Below are 19,268 nucleotides of genomic sequence, written 5' to 3' on the forward strand. Positions count from 1 at the left end.
GCCGTGCTCAGCCGCCCATCCCGCCCAACCGCCGACGTCGCCTCGCCGCATCAGGGACCGAGACCGAGGGATCGATGCCCATGCCCACCAGCCGCCGCCTGCTCCGTACGACTGCCGCTGCCGTCTGCGCGGCAACCGCCCTGCTGATCTCCGGCTGCTCGCCGGGAGGCCCGGCCGCCCCCGATTCGGCGGCGTCCCCTGGCCGCGCGAACGGCGCCGGCGCCGAGCGCACCACTCCCGACGACGGGACATCCGTCCTCGCGCCCCTCCCGGCCGGCATCCCGGCCGACCTCCGCCCGTACTACGACCAGAAGCTCAGCTGGCACGCATGCAGCGTCTCCGGCTTCGAGTGCGCCACGATGAAGGCGCCCCTCGCCTACGACAGCCCCAGCGAAGCCACCGACATCAAGCTTGCCGTGGCCCGCAAGAAGGCCACCGGCCCCGGCAGCCGCCTCGGCTCCCTCATGGTCAATCCGGGCGGCCCCGGCGGTTCGGCGATCGACTATCTCCAGAAGTACGCGCCCCAGCCCGCGGCCGTCCGCGCGCGCTACGACATGGTGGCCATGGACCCCCGCGGCGTGGCCCGCAGCGAGCCGGTCGAATGCCTCTCCAACAAGGAGATGGACCGCTACACCCAGACCGACCAGACCCCGGACTCATCCGCCGAGTTCGACAAGCTCACCACCGCCTACCGTGCCTTCGCCAAGGGCTGCGCGTCCCGCTCCGGCAAGCTGCTGCCGCACGTCTCCACCATCGAGGCGGCCCGCGACATGGACGTCCTGCGCGCTGTCCTGGGTGACAAGAAGCTGACCTATGTGGGCGCCTCCTACGGCACCTTCCTCGGGGCCACGTACGCCGGTCTCTACCCCACCCGCGCCGGCCGCCTGGTCCTCGACGGCGCCATGGACCCGGCGCTCGACTCCCGCACCATCAACATCAACCAGACCGCCGGCTTCAACACCGCCTTCACCGCCTTCGCTGCGGACTGCATCAAACGCAAGGGCTGCCCCCTCGGCAACAAGGACACAGCGGACGCCGGCCGTCAGCTCTCCGCGCTCTTCAAGAAGCTCGACGCGCACCCGGCCCAGACCGGCGAGAACCGCAAGCTCACCGAGTCCCTGGCCACCACGGGCGTGGTCGCCGCCATGTACGACGAACAGTCCTGGCCCCTCCTGCGCGGATACCTCTCCCAGGCCAAGAACGGCGACGGCCGCGGCCTGCTCACCCTCTCCGACAGCTACTACGAGCGTGACCCCAGCGGCCGCTACGCCAACCAGATGTACGCCAACCCGGCCGTCAACTGCCTCGACCTCCCGCCCGCCTTCACCTCCCCCGACCAGGTCCGCGCCGACCTCCCGGCCTTCCGCAAGGCCTCCCCGGTCTTCGGCGACTCCTTCGCCTGGGCCGCCCTGAACTGCGCCTACTGGCCCGTCAAGCCCTCCGGTAACACCCACCGCATCGAGGCCAAGGGCGCCGCCCCCATCGTCGTCGTGGGCACCACCCGCGACCCCGCCACCCCGTACACCTGGGCCCAGTCCCTCGCCCGCCAGCTCTCCAGCGCCACCCTCCTCACCTACGAGGGCGACGGGCACACCGCCTACGGCCGCGGCAGCGACTGCATCGACACCGCCATCAACACCTATCTCCTCGAAGGCACCGCCCCACCCAAAAGCAAGCGCTGCACCTGACCCCACCCCCTGACCAGCCGCTAAACCGGTGACGAAGCACCCCCTGGCACTGTGTAGACTGGGCCGCGCACCACGCCGCCTTAGCTCAGTTGGCCAGAGCAACGCACTCGTAATGCGTAGGTCTCGGGTTCGAATCCCGAAGGCGGCTCTGTAGAAGCCCTAGGACTCACTCGCCGTGACCTGGGGCTTTTGCTTTTTTTCGGGGCATGGCGCGTCACACGGCTGGGGTGCCGTGGGAGGGCTTGCGTGAGCGATGCGTGAGCGGAGTGGTCTGGTGACCTACTTCTTGGGCTTCTTGCGCTTGGCCTTCTCGCCGCTCTTCTTCTTGGCTGCCGCCTGCGGCTTCTTCGCCCGCTTCGCCTTCTTGGCAGCCTTCGCGGCCTTGCGGGCCGCCTTCTCTTCCTCGGCCTTCCGCTGGAGCGGGACCAGCTTCGCGGTCGCCTCGGCGGCGTTCTTGCCGACCTGGGGCAGGACGCTCTGGTAAATGTCCCGCGTGATGCGGGTGTCGCTGTGCCCGAGGGTGTCCGACACGATCTTGATGTCGATATCGGCAGCCAGCATGAGGGTGGCCGCGCCGTGGCGCAGGTCGTGCAGCCGGATTGGAGGGAGGCCGGAGGCGGCGACGAGACGCTCGAAGAGGTCGGTCACCTTGCCGGGGTGGAGCCAGGAGCCGTCCTCCTGGGTGAAGACATGACCGGTCTCCATCCAGGCCGAGCCCCACTCTTCGCGGTCCGCGTCCTGCCGTTCGCGGTGCTGCTTGAGGACGTTGACGGTGTCGTCGTCGAGCGCGACCACGCGAAAGCCGCTGTCGGTCTTGGGGTCGGAGGTCTCCACATCCCAGCCATCCTGCACGAGTTGGGAGGAGACCGTGAGGGAGTGGGTGTCGAGATTGGTCTCCGACCACGGCTGCCCGCACGCCTCGCCCCGTCGCAGGCCGCGGAAGGCGATCAGGTGCCACATCGCGTACAGCCGGTCCTCGGCGACGAAGTCGAGGAACGCGCCGGTCTGCTTGGGCGTCCAGACCATCACGGGCGACGGCTTCTCGCCCGTCTGCTCCCACTTGGCGACCCGCTCGTCCGTCCACACGAGCGCCTTCGGCTTGCGTACGGGGTCGAGTTCGACGTGGGCGGCCGGGTTGAAGGTGAGGATCTGCTGGCTGATCGCGTCGTTCAGCGAGGCCCGCAGTGTGGCCTTGACGCGCTGACGCGTGGCGGGCCCGGTGACGCGGCGGAAGGGCGGCATCGCGTCAATCGCGGCCTTCAACGCCTTGCGGCGGGCGCGGTTCTCCGCGCCCTTCCACGGGACGGTCGCCAATTCCTCGTTCGCCGCACGCCGTTGGGCGTTCTGCTCCAGGATCTCGGCGTTGGCATCGGCGATGGCTGCGAACATGTCGCTGAGGTGGGTCACGCGCAGCCGGTCGAGGCGGCGGTGCCCGATGTGGGGCTTGAGGTGGACGCGGATGTCGGTCTCGTAGCGGTTCAGGCCGGACTTCCGTATTCGCTTGCCCTCCAACCACCGGTCGAGCCATTCGCTCATCGTCAGGCTGCCGATGAGGTCCTGGCCGGCGTTGAGGCGCCGCCTCGTCTCCTCGACATCCGGCAGCGGAGCCTTCTCCCTGCTGACTTCCGACAGCATGGCGGCGATCAGCTCCGTGCCCTCGGGGTCGTCTGACTCGGCAAGGGCCAGGAGGGCGCGGACGTGGTCGAGGTCGGCCTGGGCGGCCTTGCGACTGTCGTAGCCGCCACGGGCGAAGGACCTGCGGCTGCCGTCCTCACGGGGCGGCAGTTCCTGCCGTATGGAGTAGGTGCAGTGGTTCCTGCTGTTGCGCTTGGGGCAGGCGGTGCCGAGTTCCTTACCGGTCTTCGGGTCGCGGCAGGAACAGCGGCGGTAGGTGGAGCCCTTCAAGTGTGTATCTCCTCAAGGAATTCGGGCGTCGGCTGTGGGTGAGGGTGGGTGCTGATGGCGTAAGCGTGTGTTGGTGATCACGTGTCGCTCTCCTGCTGGGTGTTGGTGGGTAGGTCGACTTCGGCGGCAAGGTCTGGCCAGAGGAAGGGCGTTGTTCCGCCGTCCTCGCGGATGAATGCGCGGATGGTGCGCAGCCGGGCCTTGGCTTCCTCAGCCTCTTGGGTGTGATGGGCCTGGGTGCGAAGGGCCTCGGCCTTCGAGACGGTGCCGGAAGGGTGGTCCACTTCGAGCCGGGCGAGCATTTCGCCCTTCCGAGCTTCCGTGACCTCTTCCTCGGCGGCGTGGTGGGCGCGGAAGTAACGCAGCATGTCGTCGTCGGCGCCGAGTTCGAGGTCCTCGCCGGTGAACCAGCTCAGGGCGCCCCAGGTTGAGGTGGGGTGCTGGAACGGGAGTCTCTGCACCTCCTCGACGTATCCGACGGGGTAGATGAGGCAGATCGGGGCGGTGTTGAGCGCCTGGGCCAAGACCATGACGTCGACCAGGGGCAGGTTGGCGCGGCGGCCGGATTCCATGTTGGCGATCACGTTGCGCGGGATCGGGTGGCCGAGCTCCGCGCACGCATCCGCGAGGTCCTGGGCGCTCATCCGCAATTCCTTCCTCCTACGTCGAACCTCGGCGGCCACGGTGGCCATGACCTGGTCCGCCCACTCCGGGGCGTCGTCCTCGTCGTCGTATCCAGCATCCAAATCGCGTTGTGTCATGGAGACACGTTAGCTCGCCTAACGTGGATTACATGCCTGGAGCCGGGCGCGACCTGCCGCGTTCGCCGAGGGCGTTGGATATGGAGGGGCGCTGATGCGCGAGAGCGAGACCAGTCAGGCCGGCAGTTGTGAGGGGAGCCGGGGGCGGGGGATGGGCCGGGAGGAGATCCTGGCCCTGCCTGCAGCCGTTGACCTGGAGACCGCTAACCGGGCGCTGGGGCTGGGGCGGAGCAAGGGGTACGAGCTGGCCAAGCGTGGTCAGTACCCGTGCCGGCTGCTGCGGCTCGGCAACGCTTACCGCGTGGTGACAGCCGAGCTGCAGGCGCTGCTGGGCCTGGCTGCATGAGGGTGCGCGTACGTCGCAAACCGTTCTGCGCTGAGCTGACACAGAAACGCTGGACTGTGGCCGGACGTGGACGTACTGTCCGTGTTCCGTCACGGGACAGAGCGAGCGTTCCGTCACGGAACAAGGCGAGTGTTCCGCCACGGAACGAAGCCAGCGTTTCCTCAGGAAACGAAGTGAGTGTCTCCTCAGGAGACGAAGCGAGTGTTTCCTCAGGAAACAGGGCGTGCGTCCCGACTCGGGACAAAGTGAGCCTCCGGCGGTGCCACGCCGGAGGCCCTCACAACTCCCCTGCACGGCTTGAAGTGACCAAACCCGGCAGTGAGGGCGTGCCAGCCCGCTACCGCCAGACGAGGAGCTGCTCTATGCAACCTGCCGCCCCTGAGCCCTATTCCGCATCCGCCAAGGCGGTCTGGCCCACGTCGGCTATCCCCGGCCGACCCGGCGCGCACCTGCGCGGCGACGAGACCGAGGACGCGAACGCCGACCATGCCGAGCGCTCCCACGGCGTCGAGGACGAGGCCCCGCCGAGCGGTCCGGAGTCGATACCCGACACCGAGCCGACCGAGGGCGCGGGGTTGCTGGACGAACTGCGTGCGCTGCTCGCCCGGTTCGTGATCTTCCCGTCCGAGCAGGCGCTGGACGCGGTCACCCTCTGGGTAGCGGCGACGCACCTGCAGCCCGCGTGGCAGCACGCCCCGCGCCTGGCCGTGGTGGGACCAGCGAAACGGTGCGGCAAGTCGCGGCTCCTGGACGTGCTGACCGAGACGGTCCACGCGCCGATGCTGACGATCAACACCACGCCTGCGGCGATCTTCCGTTCCATCACCGAGGAGAATCCGCCGACTCTGCTCGTCGACGAGGCGGACACGATCTTCGGTACGCCGAAGCAGGCGGAGAAGAATGAGGAGATGCGCGGCCTGCTCAACGCCGGTCATCAGCGGGGCCGTTATGTCACCCGGGTCGTCGGCAACGACCATACGCCCCACCAGTTCGCCACCTTCGCCATGGCTGCCCTGGCCGGAATCGGGGATCTGCCCGACACGGTCATGGACCGGTCGGTGGTGATCCGTATGCGCCGCCGGGCCGAGGGCGAGAGCGTCAAGCCGTTCCGGTCCCGCCGAGATACGCCCGCCCTGCACGAGCTGCGCGACCGTATCGCCGCCTGGACACGGCCGCTCCTTGACGAGGCCGCGAACCTGGAGCCGGAGATGCCGGTTGAGGACCGGGCTGCCGACACCTGGGAGCCCCTGGTGATCGTCGCCGACCTGGCTGGTGGGGCCTGGCCCCGTCTGGCTCGGAGCGCGTGCGCGCAGATGGTCGCCGCCGAAGTGGCAGCCGAGGAGGACCATCCCAGCGGGGCGCGCATCCTCGCCGACATCCGCCGGGTCTTCGTCGCCCAGCGTGAGGTCGACAGCCTTAGCACCGAGGAACTCCTCCACCACCTGCGTCAAGACGTAGAAAGCCCGTGGGTGGAGTGGGGGCGCAGTGGGCTGACCGCCCGCGACCTGGGCGCGATGCTACGCGAGTACGGGATCAAGTCAGGCAACGTCCGCATGGCCGACGGAACCCAGCGCAAGGGGTATATGCGCAACAAGTTCCTCGACGCCTGGCGGCGTTACTGCCCCACCGTTCACCCGGTAGACACCCAACCTGTTCCCTCAGGGAACGCCCAACCTGCTGGCCCGAGCGAGGGCTGAGCCCCCGACCCTGGTTGCCGTCCTTGCCGTCCCTGCCGTGATCTCGCAGGTCATACGGCATACGGCCAAGACGGCAGCCGGAGTCAAGACGGCAACGCGATCACGAATCGCGTGCCGCCCGCCCAGATACCGCCCACATCCGTCTTGTGCCGTCCTCAGCGTCCTTGCCGTATCACCGCAGGTCAAAGCCCTGCCTGCCGGGACGGAAGGCGCAACGCCACCGTCCTGGCCGGACAAGACCCCCGAAGCCGGGCTCAGGTGCGATGACTGGCCTGAGCCCGCTCGCGGCAGGCCCGAGACGCCAGCAGCACCCGCCAGGACGGAAGGCCGGGACTGTTCCCGTACTCGCCCTGACCTGCGCTTGCAACGCCCAAGACGGCAAAGACGCACCACACCGCTACCGCAGGAGTACCCCGCTTGACCACCCAAGCCATCCCGCATCCACCGCACCATCAGCCGCCGAGTGACCGGCCCGGCGAAGGGCAGCCAGCGATCGCCAAGCGCGCTGCCGAGCGCTACGCGCTCCTCGCGGCGGGAGCCGTCATCGTCGCCCTCACCGCCGGAGCGTTCTGGCTCTCGTACGCGCACTTGGCTGATGTCGCTGGCCAGCACGGGCTGGGAAGTTCACCGGTTCGCCGCTGGGCGTGGCCTGCGACCCTGGACGCGTTCATCGTCGCGGGCGAACTGCTCATGCTTCGCGCGGGCCTGCGCCGGGTCACCGACGGGTGGGCGATCGCGCTGACCACCACCGGGGCGGTCGGCTCCATCGCGCTGAACGTCGCCGGCGTCAGCGGCACGGGGAACGCCAGCACCGTGCCGCTGCTCGACTACGTGGTCGCCGCGGTTCCCCCGACCGCCGCGCTGCTGGCCTTCGGTGTCCTGATGCGGCAGATCCACCAACTCGTCGACCGGCCTGCCGCACACCCGCACCCCGCACCTGTCGAGGTGCCGGAAGCGCTGGTCACCGCATCCGTCCAGCCCATCGAGCCACCAGTCGGGCCTGCCCAGCCCGCTGAGTCATCGGCCGCCATGTCCGTCCAGTCGCCGGAACCACCTTCCGAGGTTTCGGAGAGCAAGCCGCGCGGTGGTCGTCCGCCCGGCGCTCCGATCGAGAAACTCGTGGAGATCGGCCGGACCGCCCTCGCTGAGCACGGCACGCTCACCCGGTCCCTTCTCCGAAAGGCCGTCAAGACGAGGGACCTGACGATCGGCAGCAAGCGGCAGACCGAGGTGATGGTGATCCTCCGGCCCGAAATCGAAGCCGTCGCCGTGACTGGCCCGAACGACGACTGACCGGAACCCCTGCCGGGTGATCGGAACCCTTTCCGGTCACCCGGCGAGCCGGTCACCGCCCCACTCGTCGCCCCGCTTATCCACACCTGTGGACGGGGGTGGTGACCCAGCACTCCGTCAATCCTGCGCCGACGACCTGCCTGCCTCCCCAGCCCTTTATGGAGAACCGCCTGTGACGCACGACCCGCACCATCCCAAGGACGCTCTCGACAAGCCGGTGCCGCTGACGAAGTCGCCTACGCTGATGAGCCGTCTGCGGCGGGCGTTCGGACGGGCTGCCCCTGGCGGAGCCAGTAGTACCCCGAGTCCGACTCAAGGCCGGACTTCGGGGATCTCCGCCCCGGGGGTGGCGGAGGAGGCCCAGCACCAGGGGGCGCTGGACCAGGAGGCCGGGGTCGAGGGCGGCCCCGACCCGGACGAGCTTCACGCCGTCCAGCAAGCCGTTCTCTGCCCCGTACCCGAAGCTGTTCCCACCGCCGGCGAGCCCGCCGTCAAGAGCGTGCAGCCCACGATCCGCCGCTTCACCGGCACCAAGCGCACCGTCCGCGTCGGTCCCATGCTCTTCACCGAGGCCGAGGACGCCCGCCTCCAGGAGGCCACCGCCGAGCACGGCTACAAGGGCAAGTCCGGCTTCGCCGCCGACGTCGTACTCGCGTTCGTCACCAACCGGTTCACCGCGAACCTGCCTCTGTCTGAGGACCGCCGCCGCACCCACCACTTCCGCGCCCAGGTTCTGCGCCAGCTCAACCGCATCGGCGTCAACGTCAACCAGATCGCCCGCGCGCTCAATAGCGACCTCACCCCACCTGATATACGCGAGCGTCTCGACGAGCTGGACCACCTGCTAGCCCTGATCGCCGAGGCCCTGCGCGAGCCCGCCGACGACCCGACGGAGGTCTGACCGGAATGATCGCCGCCATCAAACCCGCCGGGACCAAGACCCGTGGGCTGCTCGCTTACCTCTACGGCCGCGGTACCCACGACGAGCACTTCGATCCGCACATCGTCGCTGCCTTCGCGATGCTCGCCATGCCCGACCCCGGCCGCGACGAGAACGCGACGTTGACCGAGCTCGGCCACTACCTGGATGAGCCGGTGCGGCTGCGCAACAGTGAGTTCGGCAAGCCGGTCACTGACCATGTCTGGCACTGCCCCGTGCGCGCCGCCCCCGAGGACCGCTACCTCTCCGACGCCGAGTGGGGCGAGATCGCCCAGCGCATCGTGGCCGCCGCCAGCATCGCGCCTGAAGGTGATGACCTGGCCTGCCGCTGGATCGCGGTACGCCACGCGGATGACCACATCCACATCCTCGCCACCACCGTCCGAGAAGACGGCCGCCGCCCCAAACTCCACGACAGCGGCATACGCGTCGGCGACGAGTGCCGCGAGATCGAGAAGGACTACGGGCTGCGTCGGCTGAAGAAGGGCGATGGCACCGGCACGCGCCGCCCCACCCAGGCCGAGATGCACAAGGCCGAACGCCTCGGCTGGGAGCAGCCCGCCCAACAGTGGCTCGAAGACCGCATCCGCGCCGCCATCCCGCACGTCACCGATGCCGAGGAACTCCTGGCCTACCTCGAAGCCGATGGTGTCCTGCTCAAGGTCAAGCGCGGCCCGTCCGGGGATCCCCTCGGTTACGCCGCTGGCCGCCCCGGCGACCTCAACGGCAAACACGAACAGATCTTCCACCCCGGCGGCAGGATCGCCCCTGACCTCTCCTTGCCTAAACTCAAGGCCCGCCTGGAGACCAGCACGCCGGTGGAGCACCCCACCGCCCGCCGCAACCGGCCCACCACCCCCTGGCACCAGGCCACCGAGGCCCTCGACACCCTCCACAGCCAGCTCACCGGCACCGACACCGGCACGGGTGACGAAGGTGCAGACGCGCGAGCACAGGGGCACATCGCCGCCCTCGGCGAACTGATGGAAGCGACCGCGCAGAAGGCCCCCGCGGACTTGCACGCTGAACTCCAAGCAGCATCCAAGGCGTTCGTCCGCGCCCAGCGCTCCCAGATCCGAACAGAAGACCGCGCCGCCGACTCCGTACGTATCGCCGCCCGCGACATCGTCAACACCGCCACCGGCCCGGACGGCAGCGCGCTGGCCGCCCTCGTCGCAGCCATGGTCTGGGCGGCCATCCTGGCCGGGCGCTGGCACGAGGCGAAGAACCACGCCCACCAGGCCGACGCGGCCCGACAAGCCCTCCACCACCTCCAGGCCGCAGCCAACCAAGCCCTGGCCCCCACACTCGCGGAGCTCGACAACCGCCAACCGAAGGAACAGGCCCGCCGCACCCTGGCCAGCGACGTCCGCGCCGCCGTGCCCGACCACGCCGAGCGGATCCTCACCGACACCAGCTGGCCCGCACTCGCCACGGTCCTCGCTGACGCCGAAGCACGCGGCCACCAACCCCACCAACTGCTCAAGGAGGCCGCTGTCCAGCGCGAACTGGACACCGCCCGCCAGCCCGCCCGCGTCCTGATCACCCGCATCCAGCACACCAGCCGCAACCCGGTACGCAACCGTCTCGCCGCAGCCGCCCGACAGCGCACGACTACAGGGGCAGGGCCTGCCAGTGGCACGATGCCAGCACCACAGCCGGCCATCCTGTCCACGACCCCAGGACGGAGCAACCGCCCCCGACGGTAGAGCAGTTCGACTGGGAGTCCTGTGAGGTCCTGCGCTGGGCGCAGGGCCCCACAGCCGGTCAGGTTCGAACGGGCCTGCTCTAGTCGGCCGTCACCCCCGCTCAGGTCGGCATCACGGTCGGTCAGGATCGATCGTTACCTCGGCCACCTGCTAGCCCGAAGCTACGGTGCCGACCATGCGTAAAGTCGAGTACGAGAACCACGGTGTTCCACTTGAGGACTATCAGCTCACACACAGTGACCACCGTCGACAGAAGCAGCATGAGGTGAGTAGCCAGTCGATTGCGCGGCAGGTCGAAGAGGACCTTGCCAAGTGCCGGGCAGATCCGGAGCGGGCGGAGCGCCGCCGTGTGTGCTTCGAGAACGCCTGGAAACTAATGCAGTCCTTCAAGAAGCCTGACCACGAGATCATGCGCTGGCGCGTACGGCTCTACTGCGGCCACATTGCCGAGACCCGTCGGCATCGCGAGGTCACCACTCTCACCGGGCACAGCCCAACGTCGATGACGTGCCCGGAGTGCGGGAAGGACCCGTCGAAAATCGTGGCCTTCGAACCAATCGGGCTGGCCGGCGAACCTCCCCCTCCGCCGGAGCCAGTGGCAGCGCCGGTGCCGCCCCCAAAGAAACCCACCCGTGCTCAGCTTGAGCGCCGCGTGGCCGCCTTGGAGAAGGAGAATCAGCGCCTTCGCGCTTTGGGGCACGCGGAGTTGTGACACGTGATCCTCTTGTTTGGCCTTCCGGCCTTGCTGGTATCCCCACATGGCGGATATGGCGTCCGGAACGTGCACTCACAGCCGCAGCTCCTTCTCGATAGTGGCCGCAACCGCTGGCCACGAAACGGAGAGAGGGCCAAAGAGCGACCAGTAGTCGTACGAGGCGCGGACGAAGGCGCTGACGCCGAGGTGCGCGGAGTCGGGCGAGATCGCGCCAACCACCCGCCGGGTGATTCCACCAGGCCCTCTGGCCGCGGGAGTAATCCCGTGCCCTACGAGGAGCGTGGCTGTGCGGATGGCGTCCAAGGTTCCCGTCGGTGCCGCCTGGGCGAATCTGCCGTAGACGAGTCGGTGCCAGTTCATGCGAGTGCGGGCCCACGCCAGGCGTTCCAGCCCCGTGCCCAGGTCTACGGCCATGCGTCCCGGGTTCTCGACGTTCCAGAGAAGGACGAGGTCACCAAGGGGGAGGTCCAAGTGGCTGAAGTGGATGGTTACGCCTTCGACTTGGCGTCGGCTCCACGTCGTGAGCTTGCCGTGGGCACTGAGGTGCCGGGCATGGAAACCGAGTCGGGACAGCACCGTGAGCCAGCCATCCAGGATCACCCCGTACTCGTCGATGCGCTGTATGGGGTGGACCCGGGAGACGTTGACGAAGGAGGTCAGGAAGCCTTTCGCGAGGTCTCCCGCAGCGTCGCGCTGTCCGGTGAAGCGGACGACGGGCTGGGGCAGGAAACCGCTTCGGTAGGTCTGCGGACGCCCGTCTTTGAGGAGTGGATCGAGGGCCTGGACTGCCGAGATGGTCAGCTCGGTTTCACGGCCCCATCGAAGCGGCAAGCAGGCGGCTTGTGGGACGCCCTGCGCTGCGAAACCCGCCTTCAACCCTTCCAGCAGGTCTGCCCACGTGGGCAGGCGACGTGGCGGCCGGTAGGGAGAACCGCGGTGCGCATGTTGAATGTCGATTCGGCCATCAGCAACGGCGAACTCCCAATGGTTCCCCAGAGCTTGGCGCAGAACAGTGGATAACTGGGTTTCCTTGTCTATCGATGGCTTGGTGACACGGCCTATACGGCCGGTCACGAGCACGGCCCGGCTGACATCGCCTTGAAGTGACGGGCGGGATCGAATCGATCCATGCCGATCGCCTGGACCTGCCCGTAATTGAGAACCTCAGCTTGTTCGATCGCGCGGGCGAGCTGACGGGCAGCTGCCTCGTCATCCTCGTCGGGGTCAGCCACGGCGATCACACCGGTCTGGTCGCACAGTGCAGCCTCGGCACAGGTGCCCTCGCGCCAAGTGAGCGCGGCCATGGGCGTTCCTGCTCGGAGGGTCTCGCCGAATACGGCAGCGCCGGCCTCCACGTAGGTGCGGGCGTAGGTGTAGACGAAGACGGAGGCGTCCCGGATGGCGGCGGCCTTGGCGGGGCCGCCCAGTTCGCCCACCCACTCGACGTGATCCGCGCTGAAGAGCCGGTGGTGGCGCCGCACGTAACTCTCGTCGAAGACCGGGCCGACGATGCGGATCCGGCGGCCGAGTATCTGCGCCGCTCGTACGGCGAGGTGTGGCGCCTTCTCCTCGTCTATTCGGCCGAGCCACACCAGGTCCTTACCATCGACCGCCGGCGGCTCCTCCTCGTCGAGACCGAGGTGAACGGCGAGTTCGGGGATCGGCTGGTGGTCCGCGTACCGCTCGATCATCTCAGGCGAGTAGCAGTAGAGCCGTGACTTCTTGCCGTCGAAGGCCGCCTCGGTGTGCCGGAAGACCGGCGAGTGCTGGAACGTGGCGACGTCGCAGTCCAGCTGATTCCGGGTCCGCGTCCAGGCGGGCAGCGACGGGTATTCGTGCCCCACCACCAGGAGGTCGTATCCGGTGCTGCGGAGTTCGCGCTCGGCGAGCGACCCGGAGGTGACGTCCTCCAGGCGGGCTGGCTTGCGGACCCAGTCGTTCTCCAGGTCCGTGAGCCAGCCCGGCCCAAGGAGGTGTACGTCGGCGCCTGTGGTTCGGGCGCCTACGGCGACCGCCCACAGCCAGCGTTCGATTCCGCCGTATCCGGCGGGTGGAAAGGCGTAGCTGCCAGGGAAGTCGCAGACGCCGACGAGCACTTATGCCTCCGGTGTTCCGTCCGCCGCAATACGGCGGAAGCCAAGGTATGGGAAGAGCGATTCGGGCAGGACGAGGGAGCCGTCCTGCTGCTGGCACTGTTCGAGCAGCGCGGCCACGGTGCGGCCGACGGGGAGGCCGGAGCCGTTGAGGGTGGCCACGAGCTTGGGCTTGCCGTCCTCGCCGCGGGTGCGGATGTTCGCCCGGCGGGCCTGGAAGGTGCCGAAGTTGGAGACCGAGGAGATCTCTCGGTACGTGTTCTGGCTCGGAATCCAGACTTCGATGTCGTACGTGAGCTGGGCGGAGAAGCCCGTGTCGCCGGCAGCGAGGGTGACGACCCGGTAGGCGAGGCCCAGCTCCTTGAGGCACGCCTCGGCGTGGCCGACCATCTTCTCCAGCTCGGCGTCGGCGTCCGCCGGGTCGACGATGCGGACCATCTCCACCTTGGCGAACTGGTGCTGGCGGATCAGGCCCCTGGTGTCGCGGCCGTACGAACCTGCCTCGGACCGGAAGCAGGGGGTGTGCGCCGTCATGGCCACCGGCAGCTCGGACGCAGGGATGATCTCGTCGGCGTAGAGGTTGGTCAGCGGCACCTCGGCCGTCGGGATCAGGAACAGCTCGCGGTCGGCGACGCCGGTCTTGAACAGGTCCTCCTCGAACTTCGGCAGCTGCCCGGTACCGGTCATGGTCTTACGCGTGACCAGATACGGGACCGCGTGCTCGACGTACCCGTGCCGACGGGTGTGGATGTCGAGGAAGAGCGTGGCCAGGGCACGCTCAAGGGCCGCGCCGGCGCCGCGGGAGACCGCGAAGCGCGGGCCGGACAGCTTCGTCGCCCGTGCGAAGTCGAGGATGCCGGTGGCCTCCCCGATGTCGACGTGATCCTTCGGCTCGAACGAGAACGCGGGCGGAGTGCCTACGCGCCGGACCTCGACCGCGAACTCCTCGGAGTCACCGTCCGGGGCCGCGTCGTCCGGCAGGTTCGGGATGCTCAGGAGCAGGTCGCGGAGCTCCTCCTGGACCTTCTCCTGCTCGGTGTCGATGCCCCGGATCTGGTCCTTCAGCTCGCGGGCGCGCTCCTTCAGTTTGGAGATGTCGCCGCCCTGCTTGGCCGTCTGCTGGACCTCGTTCGCCACCCGCTTGGACTCCGCCCGCAGCTCGTCGGCCGAGCGGATGCTCTGGTTGCGCCGAGACTGGAGGTCCTCCAGCACGGACAGGTCCAGGGAGTAACCGCGACGAGCGAGCCGACGAACCGCTTCGGCACCCATTTCAAGCAGGGCGCGGGCATCATGCATGAGGGAAATCCTTCTGATCCGGCGAGTGGGATACGGAATCGACGGTAGCAACCGCCGAGCCGCCCTCGATCCGGAATTTCCCCGCATCACTGTCGAAGGCGCGATCTCGGCGAACGCCCGTCTCAAGATGATTCAACAGCGCTGTGACCCACTTCGGCAGCTCGTCGTCGGGTATCGCGATCGGCTCGACATAGGGAGCCTCCGGGAAGAAGAGCGGCATCACCTCGCCCTCGGCGCGGTCCCGGTACCAGAGGAGTACGGAGAGCAGCAGGCCGTGGCCTACGAGGACACGGGGGCCAGGGTGTTCCAACGCGGCGAGCACGCCGATGAGCATCCTGTGGATGCCGTCCCGCTGGGATTCTGTGCCACCCGGTGGACCCTGGGTCGGACCGTGGGCGTCGAGCCACGCCGCGTATTCCAGGAATGGGCCGCCCTCGAAATCCCCGTAGTCGAGTTCGTTCAGCCGAGTGTCGATGACCAGGTCTGGTGCCGGAACGCCCATCAGCAGAGAGGCTGTCTGCTGGGCGCGCGGGAATTCGCTGGTCAGCCATGTCCGTACGGAGCGGAGGGGGACCTCTGACCAGACGTTGCGGAGTGACCGCCGGCCTTCCTCTGTCAGATGGATGGGTTGGGACGGATCGCCGTTGACGAGGTACCGCCTGCTGTAGTTCGTCTGCCCGTGGCGGAGGAGGTAGGTAGTCATGATCCGCTCCTTGGAGCCGACGGCGACAGGCTGGAGAGCACGTCCGCCATCCGGGGTGCCCTTGGGTCGCCGGTCTCCAGGTAGAAGAGGAAGCCGTCGAGCGCCAGCGCTCGACACCACGGCCCAAGCAGCGGAACGGGGATACGGGAGACAAGGGCGGCGGCGGAGAGCCTGCCATCGGTCCCGTTGCCGAGGTCGTAGTACACGGTCCAGAAAGCCCAGTCGAAGGCCGCGTCACCCAGCATGGGGAGCGGATCAATCAGGCGCGGGTGCCCACGCCCGTCGAACGGGACGTTCTCCCGGTACAGGTCGGCGTGCAGAACCGTCAGCCGGTCCGTGTCCTGCTGCAGGCCGTCGAGAGTCGGCAGCAGGACATCGACGAGGGGGCGCCATGAACCAAGGTCGAGCTCTCGCGTCCGGCGCCGAATCCGCGGTAGTACCTCCTGTTGCAGGTGGTCGGCGAGGAGAGGGAAGCGATTCAGCCGGCCCCTGCGACGCCCGAGGGTGTGCAGCCCTTGAAGAGCGGCAGCCACCATCTGCACCTCGCGCTGCGGCCGCTCGCCACCACCTGGGCGGCCTCCCACCAGTTCCAACGCGGCCACGGCCAGATCGTCCGCAGCCTCGACGACGGCTGCCGCCGGCCCGCCGGACCACAGCTGTAGTGCGGTGGCCTCTTGACGGTAGCGGGCAGGGTCCGCCCATGCCTTGAGCAGCAGCGGACGCCCGTCGAAGGTGACCGCCGTCGCGATGACGGAGGCATGTCCGGCATCGTGGTAGTCCTCGACGGTGAGCTTCCAGCGTTCCGCGGCCCGTTCCAGCAGATCAGGTACGTCGTCGAGCCACGCTTGGGCCTGCGGTCCGTAGTGCGCGACCAGCCGCTGCCGACATCCTGCGGGTACCTCTCCGAGCATCCATTCCGTCATCAGCTGAGCACGATCCCGTCGGAGACGAGCTCGTCCGTCAGCGCGGGGAACTCGCCGAGGGCCTCCGTCACCATCGCCTGCACCTTGTCGAGCTCGGCGTCAGGCGAGGAGAGACGGACGAGGATGCGCCAGGGCTGATCGAGTCGCTGCCCGGTGGTGCTCACCAGGTGAACCTCTGCATGTCCGTCGGTCATCTCGTGAAGACGGCCGGCGAGGCGCTGCGCGGCGATGTTGTAGAGCTTGCCGACGTGATACACGGGGTTCTTGCCGTTGGCGCCCTCCAGGTTCATCGGCCGCAGCGGCGTGATGAGCCCGTTGACGCGGTTGCCCCGCCCCACGACGCCCTCGTCACCCGACTCGATCGAGCTGCCGGTGTACGTCAGGTACAACTCGTCCTTCTCCGGGACATCACGTGCGTTCAACCGGAAGCGGGCCGCCGCGCCGGGCAGCCGAAGGCCGGCGAGCCGACGGCATTCGGCAAGGACGGCCTCCGTGTTGCGGACGTACGCCTCACGACTGCCGACATGACGCGACTTCTGGGGGACGCACAGCACGACGTCCGCCCGATCTCCGTCCCAGTACCCCATGAGCTTGACGTCCGAGCCGCACCACGGGTGGGCGCGCGTGAAGTCGCTCTCTCCGGAGAAGTGATCAACCAGTTCCCGCACGAACGATTCGAAGGGGTTCTCCGGCGCCCAACCGGTGCCCAGAGATGTGTCGTTCGAGAGCCGTACCCGACGTTCGCGGAGGTCGTCGACGGAACGCGGGTTGAACCAGCGGGTCCGATCAGGCACGCCGTCACCGGTAAGGACGGCACCCGGGCTCGAATTGCTCGTGATGTTGAAGGTGATGTCGAGGTGTTCCGAGACCTCCGCGAGCCGCTCGGCGAAGAACGCCCTGACTTCGGCCTCCACGATCTCGGTAACAGGGATGCGCTCACCACCACACATGGGTGCCGCCCTGCCATTGACCAGGACCCGCACCGGAGACGTCATCTCGCCGCCCCCGTAACGGACTTCGCTGGCTCCTCCGAGCAGGGCGAGCTTGTCGAAGTTGTGGTGCAGCACGGCGCCGAAGCGCTGCACGGTGTAGCGGCTGTAGGCACGGGACAGTCGCTCGGCGAGGTGGTCAGCGAGCGTATCCGGGTGGCCGAGGCCCTTGCGCTCGACGATCGTCGTCGCATCCGGCTCGGCGACGCCGGTCTCTATGGACAGGTGGCTTCCGTCAGTCACAACTGTTTTGGGCACGACAAGCTCCGATCTCTGTACCTGAGGAAGGGGTGGAACGGACGAGCGTCAGTCGGTCCGGCAGGTAGCTGACCGCATTGCCCGGCGGCTTTCTCGGTCTGCTGCGACAGTAGGCAAGGCGCCCGGCAGCACCCCGGAAAAACCTTCCGGGGTCCCTTTCGGCCACGAGGTGATGCTCAGGACATGCGAGGAATGACAGAGAACCTGACCATCGGCGAGCGCGTCGCCTGGTACCGCCGCCGACGTGGCCTCTCCCAAGAGGTCCTGGCCGGCCTTGTCGGACGCACCACGGACTGGCTGAGCAAAGCGGAGAACAACCGGATCGAGCTCGACCGCCTCTCGGTCATCACCTCACTCGCCGACGCCCTTGACGTCTCCCTCGGAGACCTGCTCGGCGAGCCGACCCTCCTGGAGTGGTCGAGCGATAGCGGCCACCGCACAGTCCCCGCGTTGCGCGAAGCGCTCATGGACTACAAGCAGCTCACGCCCCTGCTGGGAACTCCTCCCGATGACGAACCACCCGCCCTGGAGGACCTGCGGGCCGACGTGAAGGAAGTCTTCGACGCGTACCAGGTATCCCGGTACGGCTTCGCCACCCGACGGCTTCCCCTCGTCCTGGCCGATGCCCTTGCCGCCTCCCGCGCGTACTCAGGGCGCGAAGGGGAGGAGGCCCACGCCGAGCTCGCTCTGGCCTACCACGGTGCGGCAATGGTGCTGGGCAAGGTCGGTGAGTCAGAACTGGCATGGATCGCCGCTGACCGTGGCCTGGCGGCAGCGCAGCAGAGCGGCCAGAGCACAGTGACGGGCTCGCTCTTCCGTGCGGTCACGCACTGCCTGATGGCCACCGGCCGCTTCACCGCAGCGATCCAGCTGGTCAACGATGCGGCGGCCGTCATGCAGCCCGGCCTGGGCACCGCGAACGACGAGTACCTTTCGGTTTATGGCACGCTCTTCCTCGCCGGCGCCATGGCGGCTGCACGAGCAGAGGACCGGGCAGCTGCGCAGACCTTCCTCCGGGAAGCCGACGAAGCCGCACAGCGGCTGGGTGCCGACGCCAACCACCTGTGGACGGCCTTCGGCCCGACCAACGTGACCATCCACTGCGTCGCCACCGCCGGCGAGCTCGGCGACATCCAGATAGCCGCGGACCTCGGGCAACGAATCGACACCAGCGGCTTGCCGGTGGAACGGCGCGTGAGGCACAGCCTGGAAGTCGCCCGAGCACTCAGCGCCTGGAACCGGACCGACGAAGCTCTGGCTACCCTGCTCGACGCCGAGCAGGCCGCCCCCGAACAGGTACGCCACCACTACCTGAGCCGGGAGCTAGTCATCGGATGGATCCGCGGCACCCGAGGCCGTCCGTCCCAGCCCGCGGCAGACCTGGCCCGTCGGCTCGGGGTAGTCGGCGGTTAGAGTCCGTCCCGTGAGCGAGAACGAGCACGAAGCGAAGATGGCCCACCCGCGCATGGCAGCTGGCGCGCTCTTCTTCGACGACGCCGACCGTGTCCTGCTCGTCGAACCCTCGTACAAGGACTACCGCGACATCCCCGGCGGATATGTCGAGCGGGGGGAGTCACCCCTGCAAGCCTGCGTGCGCGAAGTCCACGAGGAGCTCGGCATCAAGCCCGGCATCGGCCGCCTGCTCGTCGTGGACTGGGCACCGAATCCGGGAGAGGGGGACAAGGTCCTCTATCTCTTCGACGGGGGGCGCCTCGCCGCGGACGAGTGTCGGCACATCGAGCTACAGGCCAATGAGCTCCGCGGCTACGCCTTCCACGACGCCGGAGAGCTGCCGGAACTCACCATCCCCCGCCTCGTACGCCGTATCACCGAGGGCATCGAGGCCCGCGCCAGCGGTGTGACCGCCTATCTGGAGCATGGAACGGCGCCGGAAGCAGTAGGCGGTCCAGGACCGGGGAAGTAAGAGAGGCGGCGCTACACCCCCAAGATTG

17 protein-coding genes and 1 tRNA gene are annotated in these 19,268 nt (G+C 68.2%); 10 read left to right on the top strand and 8 right to left on the bottom strand.

Annotated elements, in window-relative coordinates; genetic code table 11:
• The first annotated feature begins 80 nt into the window (after positions 1-80).
• Positions 81-1,688: an alpha/beta hydrolase gene (locus AB0D04_RS05090; protein WP_362699513.1), complete on the top strand. Its 1,608-nt coding sequence runs from the start codon at positions 81-83 to the stop codon at positions 1,686-1,688.
• 74 nt (positions 1,689-1,762) lie between these two features.
• Positions 1,763-1,836: transfer RNA gene (locus tag AB0D04_RS05095), tRNA-Thr, on the top strand.
• A gap of 131 nt (positions 1,837-1,967) precedes the next feature.
• On the opposite strand, the gene AB0D04_RS05100 is transcribed toward AB0D04_RS05095, so the two are convergent.
• Both AB0D04_RS05100 and AB0D04_RS05105 read right to left on the bottom strand, forming a co-directional pair.
• Positions 1,968-3,593 carry a tyrosine-type recombinase/integrase gene (locus AB0D04_RS05100; RefSeq protein WP_362699515.1) on the bottom strand — a complete coding sequence of 542 codons (1,626 nt, stop codon included), beginning with the start codon at positions 3,591-3,593 and terminating at the stop codon, positions 1,968-1,970.
• A 77-nt stretch (positions 3,594-3,670) separates the two neighbouring features.
• Positions 3,671-4,354 (bottom strand): helix-turn-helix transcriptional regulator, encoded by a 684-nt coding sequence (locus AB0D04_RS05105; RefSeq protein WP_362699517.1) that lies wholly within the window; start codon positions 4,352-4,354, stop codon positions 3,671-3,673.
• A gap of 94 nt (positions 4,355-4,448) precedes the next feature.
• Here AB0D04_RS05105 and AB0D04_RS05110 point away from each other — a divergent pair, with 94 nt between their 5' ends.
• The 6 genes from AB0D04_RS05110 to AB0D04_RS05135 all read left to right on the top strand — a co-directional run bounded on the left by AB0D04_RS05110 (position 4,449) and on the right by AB0D04_RS05135 (position 11,051).
• Positions 4,449-4,700, top strand: a complete 252-nt coding sequence (locus AB0D04_RS05110) for a hypothetical protein (RefSeq protein ID WP_362699519.1) — start codon at positions 4,449-4,451, stop codon at positions 4,698-4,700.
• Between the two features lie 362 nt (positions 4,701-5,062).
• Positions 5,063-6,397 (top strand): DUF3631 domain-containing protein, encoded by a 1,335-nt coding sequence (locus tag AB0D04_RS05115; protein ID WP_362699521.1) that lies wholly within the window; start codon positions 5,063-5,065, stop codon positions 6,395-6,397.
• A gap of 492 nt (positions 6,398-6,889) precedes the next feature.
• Entirely contained in the window at positions 6,890-7,690 is an 801-nt protein-coding gene (locus tag AB0D04_RS05120) for a DUF2637 domain-containing protein (protein ID WP_362699663.1), read from the top strand.
• 346 nt (positions 7,691-8,036) lie between these two features.
• Positions 8,037-8,591, top strand: coding sequence for a MobC family plasmid mobilization relaxosome protein (locus AB0D04_RS05125; protein ID WP_362699523.1), 555 nt, complete (start codon positions 8,037-8,039; stop codon positions 8,589-8,591).
• 5 nt (positions 8,592-8,596) lie between these two features.
• Positions 8,597-10,339, top strand: coding sequence for a mobilization protein (locus AB0D04_RS05130; RefSeq protein ID WP_362699525.1), 1,743 nt, complete (start codon positions 8,597-8,599; stop codon positions 10,337-10,339).
• A 175-nt stretch (positions 10,340-10,514) separates the two neighbouring features.
• Positions 10,515-11,051 carry a hypothetical protein gene (locus AB0D04_RS05135; protein WP_362699527.1) on the top strand — a complete coding sequence of 179 codons (537 nt, stop codon included), beginning with the start codon at positions 10,515-10,517 and terminating at the stop codon, positions 11,049-11,051.
• Positions 11,052-11,126: 75 nt separating this feature from the next.
• Here the strand turns inward: AB0D04_RS05135 and AB0D04_RS05140 are convergent, their stop codons facing one another.
• From AB0D04_RS05140 to AB0D04_RS05165, 6 genes are read right to left on the bottom strand one after another with little or no spacing between them, the layout of a single operon-like run.
• Entirely contained in the window at positions 11,127-12,134 is a 1,008-nt protein-coding gene (locus AB0D04_RS05140) for a hypothetical protein (protein WP_362699529.1), read from the bottom strand.
• Positions 12,125-13,150, bottom strand: a complete 1,026-nt coding sequence (locus tag AB0D04_RS05145; RefSeq protein WP_362699531.1) for a glycosyltransferase — start codon at positions 13,148-13,150, stop codon at positions 12,125-12,127. Before AB0D04_RS05145 ends, AB0D04_RS05140 begins: the two co-directional genes overlap by 10 nt.
• Positions 13,151-14,443, bottom strand: coding sequence for a serine--tRNA ligase (gene serS / locus AB0D04_RS05150; protein ID WP_362699533.1), 1,293 nt, complete (start codon positions 14,441-14,443; stop codon positions 13,151-13,153). It lies immediately after the preceding gene.
• Positions 14,436-15,146: a histidine phosphatase family protein gene (locus tag AB0D04_RS05155; protein WP_362699535.1), complete on the bottom strand. Its 711-nt coding sequence runs from the start codon at positions 15,144-15,146 to the stop codon at positions 14,436-14,438. The genes serS and AB0D04_RS05155 overlap by 8 nt, the downstream gene beginning before the upstream one ends.
• Positions 15,143-16,057 (bottom strand): aminoglycoside phosphotransferase family protein, encoded by a 915-nt coding sequence (locus AB0D04_RS05160; RefSeq protein WP_362699537.1) that lies wholly within the window; start codon positions 16,055-16,057, stop codon positions 15,143-15,145. Before AB0D04_RS05160 ends, AB0D04_RS05155 begins: the two co-directional genes overlap by 4 nt.
• Positions 16,058-16,068: 11 nt before the next feature.
• Positions 16,069-17,301, bottom strand: a complete 1,233-nt coding sequence (locus AB0D04_RS05165; RefSeq protein WP_362699539.1) for a methionine adenosyltransferase — start codon at positions 17,299-17,301, stop codon at positions 16,069-16,071.
• 207 nt (positions 17,302-17,508) lie between these two features.
• Between AB0D04_RS05165 and AB0D04_RS05170 the strand changes: the two genes are divergently transcribed.
• Positions 17,509-18,729: a helix-turn-helix domain-containing protein gene (locus tag AB0D04_RS05170; RefSeq protein ID WP_362699541.1), complete on the top strand. Its 1,221-nt coding sequence runs from the start codon at positions 17,509-17,511 to the stop codon at positions 18,727-18,729.
• 10 nt (positions 18,730-18,739) lie between these two features.
• Positions 18,740-19,240, top strand: coding sequence for an NUDIX hydrolase (locus AB0D04_RS05175; RefSeq protein ID WP_362699543.1), 501 nt, complete (start codon positions 18,740-18,742; stop codon positions 19,238-19,240).
• The last annotated feature ends 28 nt before the right edge of the window (positions 19,241-19,268 follow it).

The organism is Streptomyces sp. NPDC048483, assembly GCF_040651455.1.
Classification (GTDB): domain Bacteria; phylum Actinomycetota; class Actinomycetes; order Streptomycetales; family Streptomycetaceae; genus Streptomyces.